Origin of the sequence: Trichocoleus sp. FACHB-6 (assembly GCF_014695815.1) — a bacterium.
Taxonomy (GTDB): Bacteria; Cyanobacteriota; Cyanobacteriia; order Cyanobacteriales; family FACHB-T130; genus Funiculus; species Funiculus sociatus.
Genome location: NZ_JACJOY010000130.1, coordinates 83,077 through 104,032 on the forward strand (window position 1 = coordinate 83,077; position 20,956 = coordinate 104,032).

The following is a 20,956-nucleotide window of genomic DNA, read 5'->3' on the forward strand; positions in this document are numbered from 1 at the left end:
TTCATCTTAGTAAATAAACAGAAAACTAACCCTAAGTAACACTTCATGCTAGTTTCAACCTTTGAACTTTTAGTTAAGTCACAATTGCCAACAAATCTGGTTCCACCTCCACCAGAGTCCTTCGCCAAACTCAGCCGTACAGCCATTCAAGGTTATTTCCTAACACTTGCCAATACGACAAGCTCAACTGTCATAGTGTCTTTGGTGTTTACATCGGTTACGCCGTTTGTAGATATTGGAAAAACTTTCGTTTTTTTGGATGTAACTGGGGAAAATATTCCGGGCGATCTCATTCCAGATATAGCCGACAATAAGGCAAGATTCACCGTAAAGCTTCCTGCTAATGACACGGGTTTGTTCATTTTGCAGCCCGATATTTTGAAGACTGACAAAGGAGGGAAAAGTCTACTGGATACTGCGGACTTTGAAGTTCGTGGTTATGTGGAAATCTTTATGTCTTCGCTTTCTGAAGCTAAATCTGCAAGGCTGCTGTTAACACCCGAACACCGAGGAACATTCTTTAAAGATTTAACAGTTAAAGACCCTCAGCTCGATCAAATCGTCTACACGTTGCCTACCGCTAATGGGAAATCTCTTTTCAAGCTAGAAAAAGAGAAGCCTGACTACGAAGATTGATATAGAGTAAATAATTTTGTTCAAGCTTATTAATGAGCTTAAACAGTAGGTTTACTTGAGACACCGGATACTGTTGGCGAAGCCATTAAAACCTAACAGCTTAGCTCCCTTTTTGAATAGATAAGAGGAAATCAAAAGCACTTACCCTACTAGGGGAGAGGTTTTAAGGGACGAGAGCCAACAGTATTAGGAAACTAAACCTGACCATATTAAGAGTTTGTTTAGTTTCACTATCGCTCAACCCAAACTACAACTATAGCTTGGGTTTCACTTTTCTAAAAACAGCATTACGAAATTAGAAAACATGAGTATACAATTTAAACCGATTTCCTATAGTTGGGTTGCAAAAAATCCAAATCCAATTGGTATTGTTCAATTTATTGGCGGAGCTTTATACGGTACTCTACCAACTTTTTCTTATCGGTATTTCTTACGAACTTTATTTGAGGCAGGTTATACCATCATTGCTGTACCTTTTCAGTTTGGTTTGAATCACGGAGAAATTGCTAAAGGATTACTCGATGAAAGAGATAGAATTCGGCAAGCACTAGGTTATCCAGAAACATTAAAACATTTTTGGGTTGGTCATAGCCTGGGCTGTAAATATATCGCCTTGCTAGAAGCATATTCAGGACAAGCGATCGCGCAAGGTAAAAAAAGCATCATTGATGAACCTTCTTTATTAATTGCACCCGATATTTCCGACACCAAAGATGCTGTGCCAATTCCAGGTTTAGCACCTTTATTAGACTCTTGGGGGATTGGTGTACGCCCAACCAAGAAAGAAACTCAAGACTTGATCAGAAATAGTGGTTTATTTAATCTAACCGCACTCATTTCTTTTGATAAAGATACAATTGCTGGAACCAAAGACGAGCCAATTGATAAAAGTGACGTTGCCTGGTTTATTAATGAGCTAGAGTATAAAAGGAATAAGCCTCTGCTGAGGAAGGAAATACCAGGCGGACATAGAGAACCGATAGGCATTATGTTAGGCGATTCTCTAGTTGATACTAATCCTTTTGACGGCATTTTGGAACCAATTGAAAAGAGACAACTAGAGCCTCTTGCTCTCCAATTTTTAGCAGAATTAGCCCAACGGCTAACACCCGAACCAACTACATTGCTAGTTTGTGCTTAATCTAAAGTGGGAAACATAGAAACGGGTGCATCCAAGCTTTTGTAGCCTACACCCTCGCATGGTCGATGCTCCACCTCCACAAACAAAGTCCACCCCTGATTGATTTCGGTGCCTTCGCGCCTAACTTCTAGAGGAAATTCAGCTGATTATCTGCATTCCCCACCGCCATCGGACTTGGTTGATTATTATCTTCCTTTGATGACGCAACTGACTCCAACCAAACCTCTTCCTCAGCGGCGAGTAACTTTTCAGCTTCCTCCAGCATCTGCGCGGCGATGTCCTTGAGGTCTTCTCGATTAGCTAAATAAGTCTTCAGTGCTTCCATTGGGTCGATGCTGGCACTTGAACCAAGTTCCGGTAAGCGAGGACGCGCCAGCTGACTTACCAATTCAGCTTGAATTGTGTAGCTGTGGGCTTCACTTAAGGAGCTGTGTAGCGTAGCATTATCAATCAAATCCAGCTGTTCGGAACGCAGTTTATAAATTAGCCGCACTACGGCTTCGTGGATATTTTTTTTTGCGATCGCTTTTAATATAGCTGCTTGCGGTTCAGTTGCGTCAGACACATCTACTTCAATTGTGATAAAGCTACGCACACTCAGAGGGCAAAATTCCCACTGCGCCCTACCTCGTTCCAGCTGAAGCATCACGTAGCCTTTGTCTTCTTTCTCTTCGCTGAAATCTACCCGCTCAATGCTACCTGGATAAACGACTGGCGGATCGTTAGATTTATTAAGATTTTGGTGTTTGTGGACGTGTCCCAAGGCAACGTAGTCAAAGCAGGGACGAGTTAGCAACGACAAGGGGAGAGTGAAGCCTTTGCCGACAGCTAAGAAGCGCTCTGCGCCCAAGTTAGCGCGGTCTGCCATCAGGTGCGCCAAGAGAACCGTTGGCACTTCTGGGTCTAGCCGTCGGATTTCTCCTTCCAGACGAGGTTCTAAACGCTTAATTAATAATTCGTTGACTTCGGAGAGGGAAAGGTCTTCTGTTTCTGGGCGTGTTAGCAGGGTGGAACGGGTTAGCCAAGGAAGGGTCATAACTTGGACTGGGCCGCTTTTAGTTTCAATACGGTGGGTTTTAATTGTGTCGCCAACTATAAAACCTGGAACTCCCAGTGTCCGATAAATGCACAGACTCGCGCCTCCCTGACCTTGGGAATGCTGGTCATGGTTCCCTACTAACAAAACTGTGGGAATCTGGGCATCAACTAAGCGGCGAAACTGACTGGCAAAAGCTTCCTGCACGTAGGGCGGCGGTGTGGCATCGGGAAAGGCATCGCCACCGAACAGAACTAAATCGACGGGGAGAGCGATCGCGCTGTCAATACATCTAGATAAAGTATTGACAAAATCCTCCAACCGTGTATTTAACCCTGTTTCTGGATTAGTCCGCCCGTGGGTAAAGCCACTCCCCATATGGATATCGGATAGGTGGAGGATTTTAATCATTTGGGGATTGGGAATTGGTAATTGGGAATTGGGGATTGGGAATTGGGGAAAACTCTTTCTTACCTAGTCCCCAGTCCCCAGCCCCCAGTCCTTATTTTAAATGTGAATCCCGCACTCGGTTTTACCCATACCGCGCCAGCGACCAGCACGTTCGTCTTCACCTTCGGCTACTTGGGTGGTAATCGGTTCGTCGCCGATGCTGGGATATCCTTGGTCATGCAAGGGATTGTAAATCATTTTATACTCAGCCGCATAAGCCCAGCTTTGCTTCCGCGTCCAGCTGGCTAGAGGATTTACTTTCAGGCGTTGCTGAGAATCCAGTTCCAACACAGGCATATCAGCGCGAGTTGCAGCTTGGTCGCGGCGACGGCCGGTAATCCAAGCGACGGTGTTTAATTCCGATAGACCGCGTTGCAAAGGTTCGATTTTGGTGAGGTGGTGGAATTGGGTAATATCTTTATCCCACAGTGCTTCACCATAACGTTCTGCAAAAGCTTCGCGGGAATCTACCTCTAGAATCTTGTAAGTTTTCAGGTTTAAATTGTAAAGTTCTTTTGCTCGTGCCACGAGTTCCAAGGTTTGGGGGAAGTGGTACAGCGTGTCTAAAAACAATACCGGAACTGGGTTTGCTGGTTTCAGGTCGCGGTAGAGAATATCTGTCATTACCAAGTCATCAATATTAAAGGCGCTGGTTTGTACCAGTCCAGTAGGGATATTGTTGACGCACCATGCCAGGATCTCTCTGGGATGAGCTTTATCAAACCTTTGGTTCAGTTCGTCTAGGTCAAAAGAAGAGATGCTGACATTAGCTTTGGTGCTATAGGTCATGGTAAGTTTCTACTTGTTTCTTGATAATTTTTAACTAATGATGATTTTAACCTATAAATACACATATCCCTAGCGGGAAATGGGAATATCAATGTCAAATTTGCATAACTTCCAGAGGTTGATCGAATTTGAGAGAGAACCAGAATGCGGTTAATACTATACAGCAAGCCGGGTTGCCACTTGTGCGAGGGTTTGCAAGAAAAGCTCTTGAAAATTTCAAATCCCAGTTTGGAACTGGAGATTAGAGATATTACTACCCGCGAGGACTGGTTCCAAACGTTTCAATATGAAATTCCAGTCCTGTTTAGGGTGCGCCAAGAGCGTACAGAACAAGTAGAAGAACAGTTACCCCGTCCTTCTCCCCGCGCTACAGTGCGCCAGTTGGAACAAATGTTACAGAAAGATTTACCAGAAGAAGATAAATGCTAATGGCTAATGGCTAATTGCCATAGTGTTGAAAAGCTATTAGCCAACGACCACAGACCAATGTGTGAGGAGCTACAAAAGATGAAATTGCGAGAGTTATTGGCAGCGGTTCCCGGCATACCAACATCCAGCCATGCAGCTTTAGAATCAGAAGTCAAGCGGTTAACGACAAATTCTCATGCTTGCCAGCCGGGAGATTTGTTTATTGGGATGCCGGGAACGCGAGTGGATGGGGGAGAATTTTGGTCTAGCGCGATCGCATCTGGTGCTGTCGCTGCCCTGATCTCTCCCCAAGCTGCCGAAAAACAACCGCCAACAGATGATGTCTGCATTATCCCAGCCGCAGACATGACGCAAGCCTGCGCCCAAGTAGCAGCTGCCTTCTACGGCTACCCAGCCCAACAGATGAAGCTGATTGGCGTTACTGGCACAAATGGCAAAACCACTACTACTCATTTAATAGAATTTTTCCTCACTCAAAGTCACTTACCCACAGCGCTTTTTGGTACGCTGTACGCTCGCTGGAATGGCTTTAAACAAACCGCCGCCCATACAACCCCTTTCGCCCTCGAATTGCAAGAACAACTGGCGGCAGCAGTAGCAGCAGGGTCTCAGATGGGGGTGATGGAAGTCAGTTCTCACGCTTTGGCGCAAGGGCGAGTTTATGGTTGTCCGTTTGAGGTGGGGGTGTTTACCAACCTCACTCAGGATCATTTAGATTATCACCGCGATATGGAAGATTACTTTGCGGCAAAAGCTCTGCTGTTTAGCCCAGAATATCTCAAAGGTCGGGCGGTGATAAATTCTGACGATGCCTATGGGAAACGTTTGATTGAAGGGTTAAACTCTGAGCAAGTGTGGCGCTATAGCGTCCCCGATACAACAGCCGATCTGTGGATGTCAGATTTAGATTACAGTCCAACTGGTATCAGCGGAATGTTGCATACGCCAAAAGGTGATATTTCCTTCCGTTCCCCGCTGGTGGGTCAGTACAATTTAGAAAATTTACTCGCCGCTGTGGGAGCAGTTTTGCATTTGGGCATAGATTTGCAGGTTATCGCTGACTCGCTACCTTTATTTTCAGGGGTTCCGGGACGGATGGAGCGAGTGCAAATTAGTCCTGTTCAGGATATTAGTGTAATTGTCGATTATGCTCACACGCCGGATAGTTTGGAGAATTTGCTGAAAGCCTCCCGTCCGTTTATTCCCGGAAAGATGATTTGCGTGTTTGGTTGTGGGGGCGATCGCGATCGCACGAAGCGCCCGAAAATGGGTGAAATTGGGGCGCAACTAGCAGAATTAGCAGTAGTTACATCAGATAATCCGCGCACGGAAGATCCAGAACGGATTTTGCAAGATATTTTAGAAGGGATACCGTCAACGGTTCAACCTCTGGTAATTAGCGATCGCGCTGTTGCTATTCGCACCGCTATTTTAAATGCCGAGTCTGGTGATGGTATCCTCATCGCTGGCAAAGGTCACGAAGATTACCAAATTTTAGGAACGGAAAAAATCCACTTTGACGACCGGGAACAAGCACGAGATGCCTTAGAAGCAAGGATGAAGTTAAAGGATAAAGGATGAATCTGCAACCCGCTCCAGATGGATCTCTCTACCAGCTAGCTTTAAAGCAAGCTGTTCAGCCTCTTTCCCTCACAGCTGCTACTCTCACGTCTTTGTCACGGGCGCTCTTGGATACATTGATTGAGCAACAGCTACCAGCTACTATCTGGGTGAAGCTGCCGCCTGGTCAAGTGTGGCAGGAGGAGATAGATTCATATCATCATCGGATGAGTGTCCCGCACACGATTTATCTATGCAAGGGTTTGGGGACTGGGGACAAGCCACTTCCCAGTCCTCAATCAAATCCCCAAAATTCGGGCGACTCGCGGATTATTCCAATTTATCTGGCATCGGATAGCCCGATTTTAAGGGAGTATTTTGTTTTAGTCTTATCTGAGAAGTTTGTTGGCTTGATTTTGGCTCATCGTCCCCACCGTAGCAAGCAGGAAATCCAGACAATCTCTACAGACAAAGATTTAGCGCCTGGAAAATCGATGAAGCTTCTCGATATTCAGCAAAGGTTATCCTTTGGGGACTCCGAGGAGCTGCTGGCATTTAATATTAGTCAAGTCCCTACAGAAAACAAAATGGGGCTGCAAGCTATTTGCAGTTTTGACTTCCCTGTGATTCAGCAGCTTTTGCAGGGGATAGGAAACGCGATCGCTTCCAACCCAGAAAATTTATCTTGTTTAGACAAAAACGCCCTTAATATACCACAAGATAATGATTTTGTCCAGACAAAAGCGATCGCATCTATACTCATCCACCTGTTAGAAACCCAAGGAAAGCAACAGCAAAGCCGTCACTTGAATAGCGCCAGTGACGCGGAAACAGCAAAAACAGCAGCCCTACAGCGGCAAAATGAATCCCTGCTTGACGACTTGCTGTTTAAAAACGAGTTGCTGAGTAATTCGCTGCTGGAACTGCGGACACCGCTAACCAACATGAAAACCGCCCTGAAGCTGCTAGAATCGCCGAATCTCAAACCAGCGCAACGCCAACGCTATATGCGGCTGTTGCATACAGAATGCGATCGCCAGACTTCCCTAATGAGCGGTTTAATGGAACTGGTACAGCTAGACAGCACCACCATACCAATCAATCCGCCACCTGTGCATTTAGCAGAAATTGTCCCAGGTGTTGTCAGCACCTATCAGCCTCTTGCCCAAGAAAAAGGCATTCAGTTAGGTTATACCATCAGCACTAACCTTCCAATTGTCTCTTGTTTAGAATCATGGTTGCGGCAGATAGTAATTAATCTCCTACACAACAGCATCAAATTTACTCCCACTGGCGGTCAGGTTTGGGTACGATCCAAGCAACAAGGAGAATACGTGCAGCTAGAATTTCGAGACACCGGAATTGGCATTGCTCCGAATGAATTACCTAAAATTTTTGACCGTTTTTATCGCGGCCGCCCAGCTACGGGTGAAGAAGTTGTCGGTGCTGGATTAGGTTTAACAATTGTGCAGCAATTACTTTTGCGTTGCGGCGGTTCTATTTCAGTAACTAGCAGATTAGGTCAAGGTTCCATTTTCAAAGTGCTGTTACCTATAGCAAATTAAAAAGGGGTTACATAATTGATACAATGCCGTGAATGTAACTCGGCTCATATCCCTAAGAACGAGAATGGCTCTAGCCCCATTGCTGTGAATTGCAATCTTAATTGCCCCTAGCCGCTTGACTCCCAGCAACTTCGAGTTGTCTTGCCCAATCTATCGCCTACTGCTCCTGCTGTGCCAACCATACTTCCAAATCAGATAGGCTGGAGAAATCCAGCAGAGCTTCTCCCAGCATCTCCAGTTGTGTAATCGACAACGTATCAATCTGCGATCGCACTTGTTGAGGTAATTCTCCAACTTTGCGGGTGAGTTGGCGCAGGATGAGCGAACGGGCTTCCCGTTGAGCGCCCTGTTCAAGCCCCTGTTCAAGCCCCTGTTCAAGCCCCTGTTCAATCCCCCGTTCAAACCCGATTCGCTCAACACTGGTAATGTAGGGCATCCGTCTTTCCTCCTCGTAAACCTTCAATTCTTGCCAAAATTCGCTTTCTAACCCCTTGGGCAAAATCATAACCCAATCAACAAAGCGAAACAGGTTGACAATCTCCCGCCGCTCGTAGCCTTCCTCATACAGCCGCCGAATCAGGCTTAATTTCCTATCCTTACGGCTTTGCGAGTCGCGTTGCGTTTCCTGGGCTTGAATGTGTGCCATCACGACAACAGCAAAGGGATTGCGGCTTTGTTCTAGTTCGGCATTGCGCGAGAGGTAATCTAGCAACTTTATCATCCCAAACCGAAATGTCAGTTCTGTATCGGGGCTGCTGAAACGATACTGATTCGGTCGCCAGTTGGCATTGCGATCGCACAAAATCGCTAAACTCGTAGCATGGCTGTGAAACCTATCGAAAATCCGCAGGTGATAGACCAACATTCGTTCGGCAAAATTAGTTTCTGGTTTTGCTTGGATCTCGATATGTACAAGTAGCCACAATTGTTGACCCTGTTTGAGCCAAACTTTCACCAATTGGTCGGCGTAACGTTTGCCGATTTCTGCATTCGGTGCAATCTGCTGGAATTCTTTATCTAGAAACTCGTGTGGTTGGCTCCAATCAATCTGCGCGGATGTTTCTGGAAAGAAAAACGCGATCGCTTCTGGGAAATACTGGCGTAAAATGTCTTTCCAGGGCGAATCTTGGTCTGAGCGAGACGCGGACATTGGCAGATGCTTGGATAAAAGTAGTTCAATGCCATCAAAATAATATTACACTCTAATTTTGAGTGTAGCGATCGCCCCTATTCTCCATCCTTTTATCGCACTAACTCTAGCGTTATGAAGCTTTCGGGCAATGGCTCGAAAGCGTTCAGCCTTTCGGGATGTTAGCTTTTAACTCCTAACTTTTTAGTGTTGCCAACTTCTAAAGGTAGGAAAATTGTTAGCACTTCACCTTGTTGGGGTCTTTGCCGGACAATTAGTTTCCCTCCCAACGCTTGAAAAAGATTTTTCGTTACGTTGAGATTTAGGCTGAGACATCCAGTTTCTGGCTGGAACATTAACATTTGGCCAATAGACTTTAAAGTTGGCTGGTTGATATTCGCCGCTGGCGAGTCGCCGTTTTCGTCGGGATATCTTTGAGATTGTGATTGAAGCTGTAATTTTAACTGGTCGCCTGCGGGTGTCACTTCTACTTGAATGTGACCGCCCTCCGGAATGCGACGGGTGAAGTTCTCAATCAAACCCGTTAGTACCTGGTCTAACATGGCTGGATTGCTAACTACACTCGGCAGCTTTTGGGGTAAAACGACATCTAGGGTTAAATTGCGCCGACTTGCTTGTTCTTGCCAGCGGGGAATGCTGTTTTGGAACACTTGGGCGACAGACATAGCGCTTAGGTGAACTTCGCGGCGCTTGACTGGTGCTGTTTCTACTTCCGCAGCCCGGAAAAATAGCTCCATGCGGTCAATTTGCTCGGTACACTCGCGATCAATTTTTTCTAGACGCTTGATGATTTCTTGTGGTAAATCGCGGCGCTTCAATAAAAGTCGTGTCAGAGTGCGAATGGTAGTTAGAGGTGTCCGAACTTCGTGGGCAAAGGCTTGTAGTAATTCTATATCGCAAGAATTTTCAATTAATTGATTATTCAAGATTGAATATTCAGAATTATCTGGATTTTTAGCTTTTGCCTCTACTGGTTCAGCAGCGTCACCTTTTGCCTCGTCTGGCAAATTTTTCAGCAGCAAGCGGCTAAACTGCGTGACGGTGCGATAATCGGGCGCTGTGGGTGGAAAGCGCTTGACTAAGGCTTCTAGCTGACCGACGCGATCGAGGTTGCTTAATAATAAACGCGATCGCAAACTATACCATGCTTTCTCTACTACTTCCGGGTCAAAGGAATACATAAAGGCTTTTTGGTAGTTTACGTCTTCTCCGACTACCATCACCAAACTAAATTGAGAAGTTAAAACTACACAAAACTGTTCAGATGCCAACGGATCGGCTGGAATTAATGGCAGCTTAGGAAGGCATAAAGAGTCTTTTTCTGCGGCTTGTCCAGTTGCAGGAGGCAGTTGAAATGGCATTAAAGCCATAGGATTAAGTGATTCAACTGTAAAAATTCCTGTCTGGAAACGATTCATTACATCTGGATGGCTCAAGACTGGCACAGGGCCAGCTAAAACCAATCCCAACGGCTCATCGGAACCTGTAGATGTGGCAGTTGAGAGATGCAACAACTCCTCCAAGGCTGCGATCGCACCGCACCATTCCCTTTTAGCACGCATCTGCTTGAGTGCTTTCCGGCTGCTGGAGCGCTGTTGACCATCCAATTTTTCTGCTGTCTCTTGGGTAAAAGGCATCAGACTATCTGCCCCTGATGGTTCATATTGGGCTAATACTTCACCGATGGTTGGCAATAACCACTTCTGCACAAAGCACCCCCTTAACGGCTATCACTGGCAGTGCGTTTAACTACTCTCTGATATGAGCCTACCTATACTTGGCATCTCTCGGTGGTCGTATAACCGTACTAAATAAAGGGCGATCGCCGCGCTCTGCCATAAAGATATCTCTTTCCTCTCGATTGATAGATAAAAGCTTACATCTGGGGACTGATGGAAAACCTAGAAAAAAAGGCGATAAATAAGAAAGAAAAGATGAATAAAGCTGATTTGGTATTGGTTCTAACTGTTTCTTTGTTCATTTGGGGAGGAAAAAATGACCGACGACCAACGTAAGCGGGCTGTAGGCGTGTTTTCCAGTCCTCAAAGTGCGGAATATGCGCTTAACGAGCTGAAAACTTCCGGTTTTTCCATGAGTCAGATTTCCATCGTGGCACGGGATAGAAACGGGCGCGATGAAATAGCCGGGGTTGATGTACGCGACAATGCTGGCAATCAAACTGGCAGTGGGGCAACGGCGGGTGCTTTAGCAGGCGGTGCAGTAGGCGGTTTTGTTGGCTTACTCGGAGCCTTAAGCGCATTAACGATTCCAGGAATTGGTCCAGTGGTAGCAGGAGGCGCTTTAGCCTCTATACTGGGTGACGCTCTCATTGGTGGTGCAGTTGGTGCCGCAACAGGTGGCATTGTCGGCGCACTGATGGGTTTAGGTATTCCGGAAGAACAAGCTCAAGTTTATAACCACCGCTTATCCCAAGGCGATTACTTAGTAATAGTAGAGGGTACACAAGCGGAAATTACCAAAGCTGAATCAATTCTAGGGAACCAGGGAATTCAACATTGGGGTATCTATGATGTTAGCGGCATGGTTCCTAGCTATCCGGTGGCATACTCAACCAGCTTCGCTCCACTGGGTGCGAGCAATCCAGCTTATACAGTAGGATTAGGATTAGATCCCTTAGCACTGAATCCCCTGAGTGCAGGATATACTGTGCCTTACGCAGGCGATCCTAATGTCATTGATATGGATGCAATTCCCCATAAGCGTGCGGTGGGTATATTCTCCAGGCGTCGCGATGTGGAAGATGCGCTACATGAGTTGAAAAATTCTGGTTTTTTGATGGACAAAGTTTCTGTCGTTGCCAAAGATGCAGATCGGCACGATGAGATAGCTGGGGTTGAGGTAAGCGATCGCATTAAGGATAGCAATGCTGATGAAGGTGCAACAACCGGAGCGATTGCAGGCGGTGCTTTAGGCGGTTTAACTGGGTTGCTGATTGGGCTAGGTGCCTTAGCAATTCCTGGTGTCGGGCCTATCCTGTTTGCCGGAGCAGAAGCCACTGCTATAGCTACAACCATCGCTGGTGGTGGCATTGGTGCAGCCGCAGGTGGGCTGACAGGCGCACTAATTGGGCTAGGAATTCCGGAACAGGAAGCCAAAGTTTATCACGATCAATTATCTAGCGGCGATTATCTGGTTTTGGTAAACGGCACCGAAGAAGAGATCCAGCGTGCAGAATCTATTCTGAAAGCTAAAGGCATTCATGAATGGGGTGTCTATAACCTACCAGAAAATAAAACTTCGGGCATCTCTTCTCCGAAGTCTCCGGAGATGGTTGCGGAACCTCAAGATCACTCTAGCCAGGGAAGCGATCGCGTCACCATCATCGACAACCGGACATAAGTTTTCTAAGCTCACCATTCTTTCGGTGCTTAGTAAATCTGACCCTATGTCAGATAATTTCTGCTGAATCGATAGCAATCGAATTTAAACCATTACACTTTTCAAATCGGAAAAACCATGAAAAAACTTACCACACTTCTACTCAGCGGCGTTTTAATTTTTAGTGCTGCTGCTTGTAACGATACTGCAAGCACTAATGCTGATGCTCCTGAAACTACCGCAACAACGAGCCAAACCCCCGCAGCCGATGCAGCTAAAGAGGGCCAACAAGACGCAACTAGCGAAGTTCGCAGAGATCAGCTCAATTCTGACATTCGGGCGGCGGAGCAGCGGAACAATGTCACCGGAGGCGACGCACAAAGAACTGATGGGGATTTGCAAGGCGAGGTTCGCAGTAAATTGGAAGCTAACTTACCAGCTAGTCTTCTGACAGTTGCTGCTGAAGAGGGCATTGTCACTATCTCCGGAACTGTTCCTACCCAAGAACAATTCGCTAAAATTGAACCTTTGGCAAAAGAAATTAAAGGTGTCAAGAGCGTAACTAACAAAGCAACCGTTGCTCCCGCTCAACCAAAAGGTCAATAACGGGTTAATCACACTTATCGACAACCTGAAAGAAGTTGTTTTAAACGTAAAGGTACGCAAAGGATATCGCAAAGGTACGCAGAGGTTTTAATTTCTTCCTCTTGTTCCTTAGCGTTCTTTGCGCCTTTGCGGTTTATCCTTCCATCAAAGCTTCCAGCAACCGCTGAAAGTGGACAGGTTCGTGATTTGCCATAACCGTCATCCGAATCCGACTCGTAGGAACAGTAGGAGGGCGAATAGCAGGAGCAAAAATTCCGGCATCTTTTAGTTTTTGTCCCATTTTCAAAGCTTCGGCGGCGTTGTTCAATTGCAAGCAGAGGATGGAAGACTCTGAAGGTAATAATTTCAGGTTTGGTAATCGCAGCAGATTTTTAAGAATACCAACATTACGCCACAATCGGGCGCGGCGGAGCGGCTCTTGTTGAACAATTTTAACTGCTGCCAAAGCCGCAGCTGTATCCGCTGGCGAAAGACCAGTAGTATAAATCCAACTAGGGGCGCGATTCCGCAAAAAGTCAATCAAAGTAGCGTTTCCAGCTACATATCCGCCCAAACTCCCTAAAGCTTTGCTCAGGGTGCCGATTTGAATTAAAGTGCGATCGCTACAGCCAAAATGTTCCACACACCCAGCACCCGTTTTTCCTAAAACTCCCGTGGCGTGAGCTTCATCTACCAGCAGCATACAGCTAAATTCTTCCGCTAAATCCAACAAATATGGGATTTGACATAAATCCCCATCCATACTAAAAACGCTATCAGTAATAATCAAGCAGCGACGATATTGTTGTCGGTGTTGACCTAGCTTGTTTTTTAAATCCGCAACATCGCAGTGCGGATAGTCGATGACAGTGGCACCGCTAACGATCGCCCCATTTTTGAGACTAGAATGATTGTACTGGTCAGATAGAATTAAATCGCGACCGCCAACTAAAGCAGCGATCGCGCCTAAAGAAGCCAGATAACCAGAACTAAATACTAAAGCGTCTTCAGTTTGTTTGAGGGATGCGATCGCGCTTTCGAGTTCTCGATGCAATTGACGATGACCAGTAATTAATCTAGAACCTGTCGCACCCGTACCAAATTCCTTTGCAGCGCCAACAGCAGCTTCAATTAAACGCTCATCTCCCGCCAAACCCAGATAATCATTACTAGCAAAATTGATAACTTCTCGTCCCTCCAACACCACCGTTGCACCAGGACGACTTTGGATAGTCTGAACTGAACGATACCAGTTAGCCTGATGAATCGTGGCGAGAGATGGTTCTATCCAAGCATAAGGGTCAGTAGGCATGAGAGCGATCGCACTTTCCAATTTATTACAAATCTTCTGGCTCCACACCTAATTCTCGCAGCTGACGAAGCAGACGCTCTGCGTGTGCTTGTGCCTGTTCTGCGCGTTGCCTTTGTTGTGTTTCGGCTTCTTGCGGAGTGGGAACCAGTTCCCGTTCTGGCGTAAAGAACCTTAACTGTTCTCCCACAATGCCCAAAAACAACTGTAACTCCTCACTCCAGCGCCATCCCTGCTCCTGAAGGGGAATCTCTTCATAAGTACCGTAATTGAGTTTGAACCCGGCAAACTCTAAACTGTAGGGGTCAAACCAAAAATACTCAGGCGTGCGAAAAACATCTTGATACAGTTGCTTTTTCAAGCCTCGGTCGTTCTTAGCGGTCGTGTCCGAAAGAATCTCTAGAATAAAATTGGGATACTTGCCATCTTCTTCCCACACCGCCCAACTTTTCCGCTCTCTGCGTTCAGTGTTGAGAACCACATAAAAGTCTGTCCCTCGAAAGTCTTGCGATCTAATTTGACGCAGGCTGAAATAAATACTCTGGTTGGCACCGACATGAAAATCATTTCGGTTTTGCCACAACCGCTCTAAGCAAATTAAGAGTAAAATTAGCTGTTTAAGATGGCGATCGCTCTCCAATTGCGGCTCCTCGCTCCAAAGGTCGCATGGCGGGATTGTCGGAGTGTCGGATTGACCACTAAGTACCATATCACACCTGTTTGGTGGCGAAAGGACATCTTTATTCTGTTAAATAGAATGCTCAACAGAGCGATTTTTTCATATACCCGTAGCGTCGTCACGAGAGCCACTTACCCGATGCCTATCCTACAGTTTGCTTTGCATATAGCTCAACAACCAGTTAGCAGCAGTCGCTCTACGAGTCTGTCTTGGGCCAAATTCACCTACTTTATAACCTTTAAAACCCAGCTTTTCTTTTAAAAGCTGCTTGTTTTCTGGAGGAATGGAACGAGTCAGTTTTACTGTTGCTGGGCGACTTTCAATAAAATTAGGCGGCTGCGGATATTCATCCCGCCATTCTGGTGCAACGCCGCTATTATCCCAATTTTGGGCAACATCGTAGCGATAACCCAAACAATGCCAAACCAGATGATTCACTGTGGAATCATCTATTTCCTCGTTCAGAATAGCCCAAATCGTTTCGGTGTTAAGCGGCGGCAAGTTAGACATAGCATTAACTACAAAGCCATTAGCAGTATAGATTGGGTTAAGCTAAAGCTCAACCTAATCTACAAGGTTACTAACTTTATGCTACTGATTCCAACTCGTTAGTAATTTCTTCTTGTTGGCGTTGGACTACTGGAATTTCAATAATAAACTCAGTTCCTTCTCCGGGTTGCGAGATACACTCAATTGACCCTTGGTGTTTTTCTACCACTATCTGATAACTGATTGATAAACCTAGTCCAGTGCCTTTACCAACTGGTTTTGTAGTAAAAAAAGGTTCAAATAATCTTGCTTTTACGTCTTCAGTCATTCCCTGTCCGTTATCAGCAATCCTGAGAATGATAGTACCGCTATGGCAAAATTCTGTAGAAATTTTTATCTTTTTAGGATAGCTGCAAACGTCGCTACTGAGATTTTCTAATTCATCAATAGCGTTACCAATTAAATTCATGAGTACCTGATTTATTTGCCCCGAATAACATTCAATTAAAGGCAAATTACTGTACTCTTTAACAATTTCAATCCCTTCGTTGTCACCATGCGCTTTCAGCCTGTTTTGCAAAATTAACAGAGTATTATCAATCCCTTCGTGAATATCTACGACCTGAATAAGTTCTTCATCACTACGAGAAAAATTTCGCAAGCTACGTACAATCTGATGAATGCGCTTTGCTCCGACTTCCATTGAGTACATGACTTTTGGCAAGTCTTCTTTCAAAAATTCCAGGTCTATTTCGTCAATTTTCTCTTGCAGCACGACACTGGGTTTAGGATATTCTTCCTCATAAACCTTGAGCAGATCGAGCAAATTTTGGATGTAGTCAGTTGCGTAATTCAGGTTGCCGTAAATAAAACTGACAGGATTATTAATTTCGTGAGCTACACCCGCTACCAGGCATCCCAAATTAGACATTTTTTCTTTTTCAACTAGCTGGGATTGAGCTTGTTGCAGTTCTTGCAAAGCTTGCTCTAATTTCTTTCCCTGGCTAACTGCTTGGGCAGTAGCGGCACAACTTTTTTCATATAATTGAGCTTGATAAATGTGAATTGCCAGTTGTTCAGTATCACTTTCTTTTTGATACTGGTTCACTACGGAATCCAATGCTTCAACTAGGTTTTTTGAAGACTCGGTGAGAATGTAGCATAAATGGGGATTATCTGGTATTAGTTCCTCACTGCTGCTTCGAGCGATCGCTCTAGCTTGGTCGATATATTGCCGTACCTGCCGATCTAAATTTAAAGGTGCCGCAAAGTACATAGATTGGACTGTTGGCGAAGGATGACCGGGTAATTTCAGATCGCGATCGCCTTCGATTAAACCTTTGTGTGACCTTTCCATCAAGTCTAGATCGGCTAGCAACCCTGAGCGCAATTCTTCCTGCGCTTGCTTATCTTTTGTACATACCAGCCTTAAGGCGAACAGTGCAGTCCGTTGGGATAGCATACGTTGACGACCGCTAACATTGACAACCGCCGCATTAATTTCCTGCACTGTATTGATTTCGTCTAAGTGTAAATAAGTAGTCAAGACAGGTACCGACAATTTTCCTAAAATAAATAAGGTCTGACGATATATACCATTATAAGGTTTTTTTGTCATACTTCTTTAGGCTGTTTTTCTGGTGATGGAATGAAAAACTTTCGTGAATATACTTTTTGTATAGTCGTGTTAAATTCTGCTAGAAGTTCTGGCTCGCCTTTAAATATGCGGCTCGGATCTTTAGCTAATAGTTGATTGGCTGGTACTGAAAAACTATGAACTAAAGTGGTGTCAAGTTTCGTACATTTTTATACAGATTAAAAAAATTAGGTTGACCGAGAGTAGAGCTTTGCCCATAAATTAGTAGGGATATGACAATGCCATATCCCAACTAATTCAACATCTATTAGGTTTTCCCAGGAATAAATCATCCTGTCTTATGAGCCATACCCTTTGGGCTTATCGATGCAACAGTTGAATTATTGAAATTGCCTATAGGCAAGGCTTTCAAAATCCTTGCATCCTTGCATCCAAAATGGTACTAGGTGTCTCGCCCCACCCTACCAAACTAGCCTTTAGTATCAGCGCCTAAGCGGAAGAATACCTTGCTGCGTTGAACGCCAGCGTCAGTACCGTAGCTACTAAAGGTGAGGGAATTAAGCTGGTTAAACAAAGGTTTAGCAAACAGCTCCACCACCCTGACAATTGGCAACTGACGCTCTAAAATCGGCTGACTTGATGCCCAGTCTAGATACAAGTAGCCATTATTAGGTTGAGGTAAAGAAGCGATATTTGTCTGGAAATTATCACTTTTTAGCAGAGAATTTTCCGGAGCTTTGAGGGCTTGATCCATCGCCTCAATGGAAGTGGTGAAAATCTCATATTTGCCTATGCTGGCGCGGACACCTTGAACTTTTGCCTCTAATCTTACAGAATTTTGCTCTTTACTTTCTTTGCTTGGGGGAACGGTTGTTAGTTTTGTCCAGGCAAAGATGGGATGATTTTCTAGGGTAAAAGAGCTAACGCTTAGTCCCTGCTGCTTGGCAACGTCGTCTAAATGGTTAATTCCCGCCTCAGCTGTGTTTTCTGCTGATTCGGCAACAAAAATCCAATCTGGATTGCGATCGCTCCGAGGCAGTATTCCCAACGCATACTCACCTTGTACCCAGCTGAAGATATCTTGCTTCACATCTATGCCCCAACGAGTTTGTAGATCAGCTAAGGGTTGATTGATCAATTGGGAGAGGGTATCGTCGCTCTTCTGTGTAGATGATAGTTCTCGCCATTGATCAAGATGGGTGCCAGCAGCAGCGATCGCTATTTGTTCTGGAAGATACTGCAATGCTCCGACTGCTTGAGATACTGTAGGAGCCATAGTTGTGTCTGACCCGGCAGTTCCTTGCAGAGCGGTTTGCGCCAGCAATCCTTGGCGGTTAATTTCGAGCGCGATCGCTAGAGTTTCATACTTCTGGGTAATCGATGACTCTGATTTGTTACCTAGCAACTTAGCCAATCTGGGGAGATTGACATAAGTTAGCCCAATCTTCGAGCCAGTAATGTTCTCCAAAGCCTTCTGATAGGCAGGATCTTCACTCAAACTCAGATCGGGGGCTTGAACATTGTTAATAGCTGCGCGCAGCACTTTGGGATTATTAGCAAAAAGCACAAAGCGATCGCCTACGACTGCACTAGCAACAGATTTTTCTTTTCCTTGCGTGTAAATCAGCTTTACACCTTTGTATTGTTCAAACTCCAAAGAAGCGCCTTCGCTAGATTGCTTCTGCCAGAACAAATCTACAAACTCGTTGCTGCGTTGCGGGTTTTTGCTAGTTGCAATCAGCAGCAGTCCCCGCTGTTCCCCATTTTGGCTTGTACGGTCAAAATCTAAGCTAGTGACGGAAAAAGTAATTTCATCTCCCAGCCAAGGCTGGATATCTTTCTGGTAGTCGAGATCGGTATTAGCCAGTAAACTTTGTTTAACTTGGTCTAGTTCGACACGCGATCGCCCACGGTTCCCCGAACGATCCACAGCCTGCCGAAACCCCTCCTCCAAGCGATCTGGATTCACCAGCAATGACACCATGACTGGTGCCTGTTTCGGCACAAACATCGCGGCAGATGGCGTCATCTGTCCGCCCGACATCAAAGCGAGGGGACTTGGCGATCTTAACCAGTAAAAGCCACCAGCACCAATCAACAGCAGCACTAAAACGCCAGCTGCTAAAGCGTAAAAAAATGAGCGTTGCTTCATGGCGAAATTCAGACCTTGCGCGAGAGCGATTAAGCTTAGAACACTAATCCAGATGTCAGAGAATATTATGGCTGCCTGCCGTCCACCCGAACTATTAAAATCTTAGTTAATCTCGAAACGCAACATCATGTCAGCTCAATCTTATCCCCAACAGATTTCCCAGATTAGTGTAGAAGAACTCAAAAAGCGTCTGTGTGATGCCCGTGAGGGTTTACAACTGGTGGATGTGCGAGAGCCTTCTGAAGTAGCGATCGCCAGCATTGAGGGGTTTGAAATCCTCCCTCTGTCGGACTTTACCGAATGGTCTGATGAAATCCCCAGCCGCTTTGATCCCCACGCGGAGACGCTGGTAATGTGCCATCACGGTATTCGTTCGGCTCAGATGTGTCAGTGGTTACAAAGTCAAGGCTTTACCAATGTTAAAAATATTGCAGGTGGTATCGATGCTTACTCGCTTCTGGTAGATTCCACAATTCCCCGGTATTAATTCCTTCTTTTAGAGGCGGTCGTCTCCCCCAAAGGCTAATAATCGCCAAAATGGGGAAGCGATCGCTTCGCAGGGATAGCCCGGAGAACGAGAATAAATTGCCCCTACACCCCAACAACTAGAATCTTGTGTATATATTCTGGAGAAATGTGCCAGAGTAAGTCTTATCTTAGTTTTTCCCCTGTTTGCTGCTACTACCACAATTTTACTGATCGGCAGGCAGAAGACAGCATCTGCTATTGTGATTTAACCTGTAATTAAACGGCTGCTCGCTTGTCAAGAACGCCGGGCTTACGATAGATCAATAATCGTAAGTCCCCGAATTTTCATTGTGTTTAAAACCTATTAGATTCGGCTTTTGTTTAAATGTCTAAACAAGTAAAATTGACCGATCGGCAACAACGTATTCTCTGGGCAACAGTTCGTCATTATATAGCGACAGCAGAGCCTGTAGGCTCAAAAGCACTGGTAGAAGAATATAATCTCAGCGTCAGCCCAGCAACTATTCGCAATGCGATGGGTGCTTTAGAAAAAGCTGGATTACTCTATCAACCCCATACTTCCGCTGGACGGGTGCCCTCTGACTCTGGCTATAGAATTTATGTTGACCAACTAATAAAGCCTTCTGAGGTATTGGGGAGACAGGTAGAGGAATTATTTACAAAAAATCTGAACTTAGAGGATGGGAGCTTCGAGGCTTTGCTACGAGGAGCAGCGCAAATTCTCACTACGCTCAGTGGTTATATTACCCTGATCACGATGCCTCAAAACCGTACTACTCACTTACGACATTTGCAGCTGGTACAGGTTGAACCAGGACGGGTGATGCTAATCGTGGTGACAGATGCTTATGAGACGACTAGCGTTTTGATGGAGTTACCGCCGCTCACTTCAGAAGATACCGAACCCGATACAGAAATTGTAGAGCGGGAGTTGCAGATTTTATCGAACTTTTTGAATAGCCAGTTGCGAGGGCGATCGCTTGTTGAATTAGTTGCCTTAGACTGGAGTGAGTTAGGTCGGGAATTCCAAAGATATGCGGATACCTTGCGAAGTTTAGTCTCTGACTTAATCCGTCGCACCACAAAACCCGCTTCAACCCAAATTATGATTCGCGGTGTTGCAGAGGTGTTACGTCAGCCAGAATTTTCTGAGTTGCAGCAAATCCAAATGTTAATGCACCTATTGGAAGAGGAACAAGACAAGCTTGGGCCTTTAATCTTTGAATTACCTACACCAGAGATTCAAGGAGTGACAACCCTGCCACAAGGTTCGCGAGTGACAGTGAGAATTGGTTCCGAAAATCCCTTAGAACCGATGCGTACTTGTACGCTAATTTCTGCAACCTACCGACAAGGTTCTATTCCGGTAGGAAGTGTGGGAGTTTTGGGCCCAACTCGGATGGTATACGAAAATGCGATCGCGCTCGTTGAAGCCGCCGCCGATTATCTTTCCGATGCCCTTACTCAAACCGCTTAATCGATTTTGAATTTTGGATTGAGAGAGATTGGTCATTCCCAATTTACTCTCTTCCTCTCTTTCCTTAGCGTACTTCGTCTCTTT

General features: G+C 45.5%; 19 protein-coding genes. 9 read left to right on the forward strand and 10 right to left on the reverse strand.

Features of this window, described 5'->3' with window-relative positions; translation table 11 throughout:
* The first annotated feature begins 45 nt into the window (after positions 1–45).
* Both H6F66_RS27260 and H6F66_RS27265 read left to right on the forward strand, forming a co-directional pair.
* Positions 46–636, forward strand: a complete 591-nt coding sequence (locus H6F66_RS27260; RefSeq protein ID WP_190428271.1) for a hypothetical protein — start codon at positions 46–48, stop codon at positions 634–636.
* 304 nt (positions 637–940) lie between these two features.
* A complete protein-coding gene (locus H6F66_RS27265) occupies positions 941–1,777 on the forward strand; it encodes a DUF1350 family protein (protein WP_190428273.1) in 837 nt (278 codons plus the stop codon).
* Between the two features lie 127 nt (positions 1,778–1,904).
* Here the strand turns inward: H6F66_RS27265 and H6F66_RS27270 are convergent, their stop codons facing one another.
* Positions 1,905–3,224: an exonuclease SbcCD subunit D gene (locus tag H6F66_RS27270; protein ID WP_190428275.1), complete on the reverse strand. Its 1,320-nt coding sequence runs from the start codon at positions 3,222–3,224 to the stop codon at positions 1,905–1,907.
* Between the two features lie 96 nt (positions 3,225–3,320).
* Positions 3,321–4,052 carry a phosphoadenosine phosphosulfate reductase gene (gene cysH / locus H6F66_RS27275; RefSeq protein ID WP_190428277.1) on the reverse strand — a complete coding sequence of 244 codons (732 nt, stop codon included), beginning with the start codon at positions 4,050–4,052 and terminating at the stop codon, positions 3,321–3,323.
* Between the two features lie 144 nt (positions 4,053–4,196).
* Between cysH and H6F66_RS27280 the strand changes: the two genes are divergently transcribed.
* The 3 genes from H6F66_RS27280 to H6F66_RS27290 all read left to right on the forward strand — a co-directional run bounded on the left by H6F66_RS27280 (position 4,197) and on the right by H6F66_RS27290 (position 7,606).
* A complete protein-coding gene (locus tag H6F66_RS27280) occupies positions 4,197–4,481 on the forward strand; it encodes a glutaredoxin family protein (protein WP_190428280.1) in 285 nt (94 codons plus the stop codon).
* 78 nt (positions 4,482–4,559) lie between these two features.
* On the forward strand, positions 4,560–6,062 hold the full coding sequence (locus H6F66_RS27285; RefSeq protein WP_190428282.1) for a UDP-N-acetylmuramoyl-L-alanyl-D-glutamate--2,6-diaminopimelate ligase: 1,503 nt from the start codon (positions 4,560–4,562) through the stop codon (positions 6,060–6,062).
* Positions 6,059–7,606, forward strand: coding sequence for a DICT sensory domain-containing protein (locus tag H6F66_RS27290; protein ID WP_190428284.1), 1,548 nt, complete (start codon positions 6,059–6,061; stop codon positions 7,604–7,606). Before H6F66_RS27285 ends, H6F66_RS27290 begins: the two co-directional genes overlap by 4 nt.
* A gap of 157 nt (positions 7,607–7,763) precedes the next feature.
* Here H6F66_RS27290 and H6F66_RS27295 read toward each other — a convergent pair whose 3' ends face one another.
* Positions 7,764–8,756, reverse strand: a complete 993-nt coding sequence (locus tag H6F66_RS27295; protein WP_190428286.1) for a DUF4351 domain-containing protein — start codon at positions 8,754–8,756, stop codon at positions 7,764–7,766.
* 161 nt (positions 8,757–8,917) lie between these two features.
* Positions 8,918–10,465, reverse strand: coding sequence for a HAMP domain-containing sensor histidine kinase (locus H6F66_RS27300; RefSeq protein WP_190428288.1), 1,548 nt, complete (start codon positions 10,463–10,465; stop codon positions 8,918–8,920).
* Between the two features lie 286 nt (positions 10,466–10,751).
* On the opposite strand from H6F66_RS27300, the gene H6F66_RS28665 reads away from it, so the two are divergent.
* Together H6F66_RS28665 and H6F66_RS27310 are read left to right on the forward strand one after the other, a co-directional pair.
* Positions 10,752–12,116: a general stress protein gene (locus H6F66_RS28665; protein WP_190428290.1), complete on the forward strand. Its 1,365-nt coding sequence runs from the start codon at positions 10,752–10,754 to the stop codon at positions 12,114–12,116.
* 117 nt (positions 12,117–12,233) lie between these two features.
* Complete coding sequence (locus H6F66_RS27310; RefSeq protein WP_190428292.1) at positions 12,234–12,701, forward strand: BON domain-containing protein; 468 nt, start codon at positions 12,234–12,236, stop codon at positions 12,699–12,701.
* Between the two features lie 133 nt (positions 12,702–12,834).
* Here H6F66_RS27310 and bioF read toward each other — a convergent pair whose 3' ends face one another.
* The 5 genes from bioF to H6F66_RS27335 form a co-directional block, all read right to left on the reverse strand.
* Entirely contained in the window at positions 12,835–13,992 is a 1,158-nt protein-coding gene (gene bioF, locus H6F66_RS27315) for an 8-amino-7-oxononanoate synthase (RefSeq protein ID WP_190428334.1), read from the reverse strand.
* 25 nt (positions 13,993–14,017) lie between these two features.
* A complete protein-coding gene (locus H6F66_RS27320; RefSeq protein ID WP_190428294.1) occupies positions 14,018–14,698 on the reverse strand; it encodes a Uma2 family endonuclease in 681 nt (226 codons plus the stop codon).
* 117 nt (positions 14,699–14,815) lie between these two features.
* The gene (locus tag H6F66_RS27325) at positions 14,816–15,178 is read right to left on the reverse strand and encodes a DUF1823 family protein (RefSeq protein WP_190428296.1); all 363 of its coding nucleotides are present in this window, start codon (positions 15,176–15,178) and stop codon (positions 14,816–14,818) included.
* A gap of 76 nt (positions 15,179–15,254) precedes the next feature.
* Positions 15,255–16,775: an ATP-binding protein gene (locus H6F66_RS27330; RefSeq protein ID WP_190428298.1), complete on the reverse strand. Its 1,521-nt coding sequence runs from the start codon at positions 16,773–16,775 to the stop codon at positions 15,255–15,257.
* A 448-nt stretch (positions 16,776–17,223) separates the two neighbouring features.
* Positions 17,224–18,906: a DUF3352 domain-containing protein gene (locus H6F66_RS27335; RefSeq protein WP_190428300.1), complete on the reverse strand. Its 1,683-nt coding sequence runs from the start codon at positions 18,904–18,906 to the stop codon at positions 17,224–17,226.
* A 127-nt stretch (positions 18,907–19,033) separates the two neighbouring features.
* Here H6F66_RS27335 and H6F66_RS27340 point away from each other — a divergent pair, with 127 nt between their 5' ends.
* The gene (locus H6F66_RS27340; RefSeq protein ID WP_190428302.1) at positions 19,034–19,393 is read left to right on the forward strand and encodes a rhodanese-like domain-containing protein; all 360 of its coding nucleotides are present in this window, start codon (positions 19,034–19,036) and stop codon (positions 19,391–19,393) included.
* Between the two features lie 9 nt (positions 19,394–19,402).
* On the opposite strand, the gene H6F66_RS27345 is transcribed toward H6F66_RS27340, so the two are convergent.
* On the reverse strand, positions 19,403–19,594 hold the full coding sequence (locus tag H6F66_RS27345; protein WP_190428304.1) for a hypothetical protein: 192 nt from the start codon (positions 19,592–19,594) through the stop codon (positions 19,403–19,405).
* Positions 19,595–19,759: 165 nt separating this feature from the next.
* Here H6F66_RS27345 and hrcA point away from each other — a divergent pair, with 165 nt between their 5' ends.
* Complete coding sequence (gene hrcA / locus H6F66_RS27350; RefSeq protein ID WP_190428306.1) at positions 19,760–20,872, forward strand: heat-inducible transcriptional repressor HrcA; 1,113 nt, start codon at positions 19,760–19,762, stop codon at positions 20,870–20,872.
* Positions 20,873–20,956: the final 84 nt, after the last annotated feature.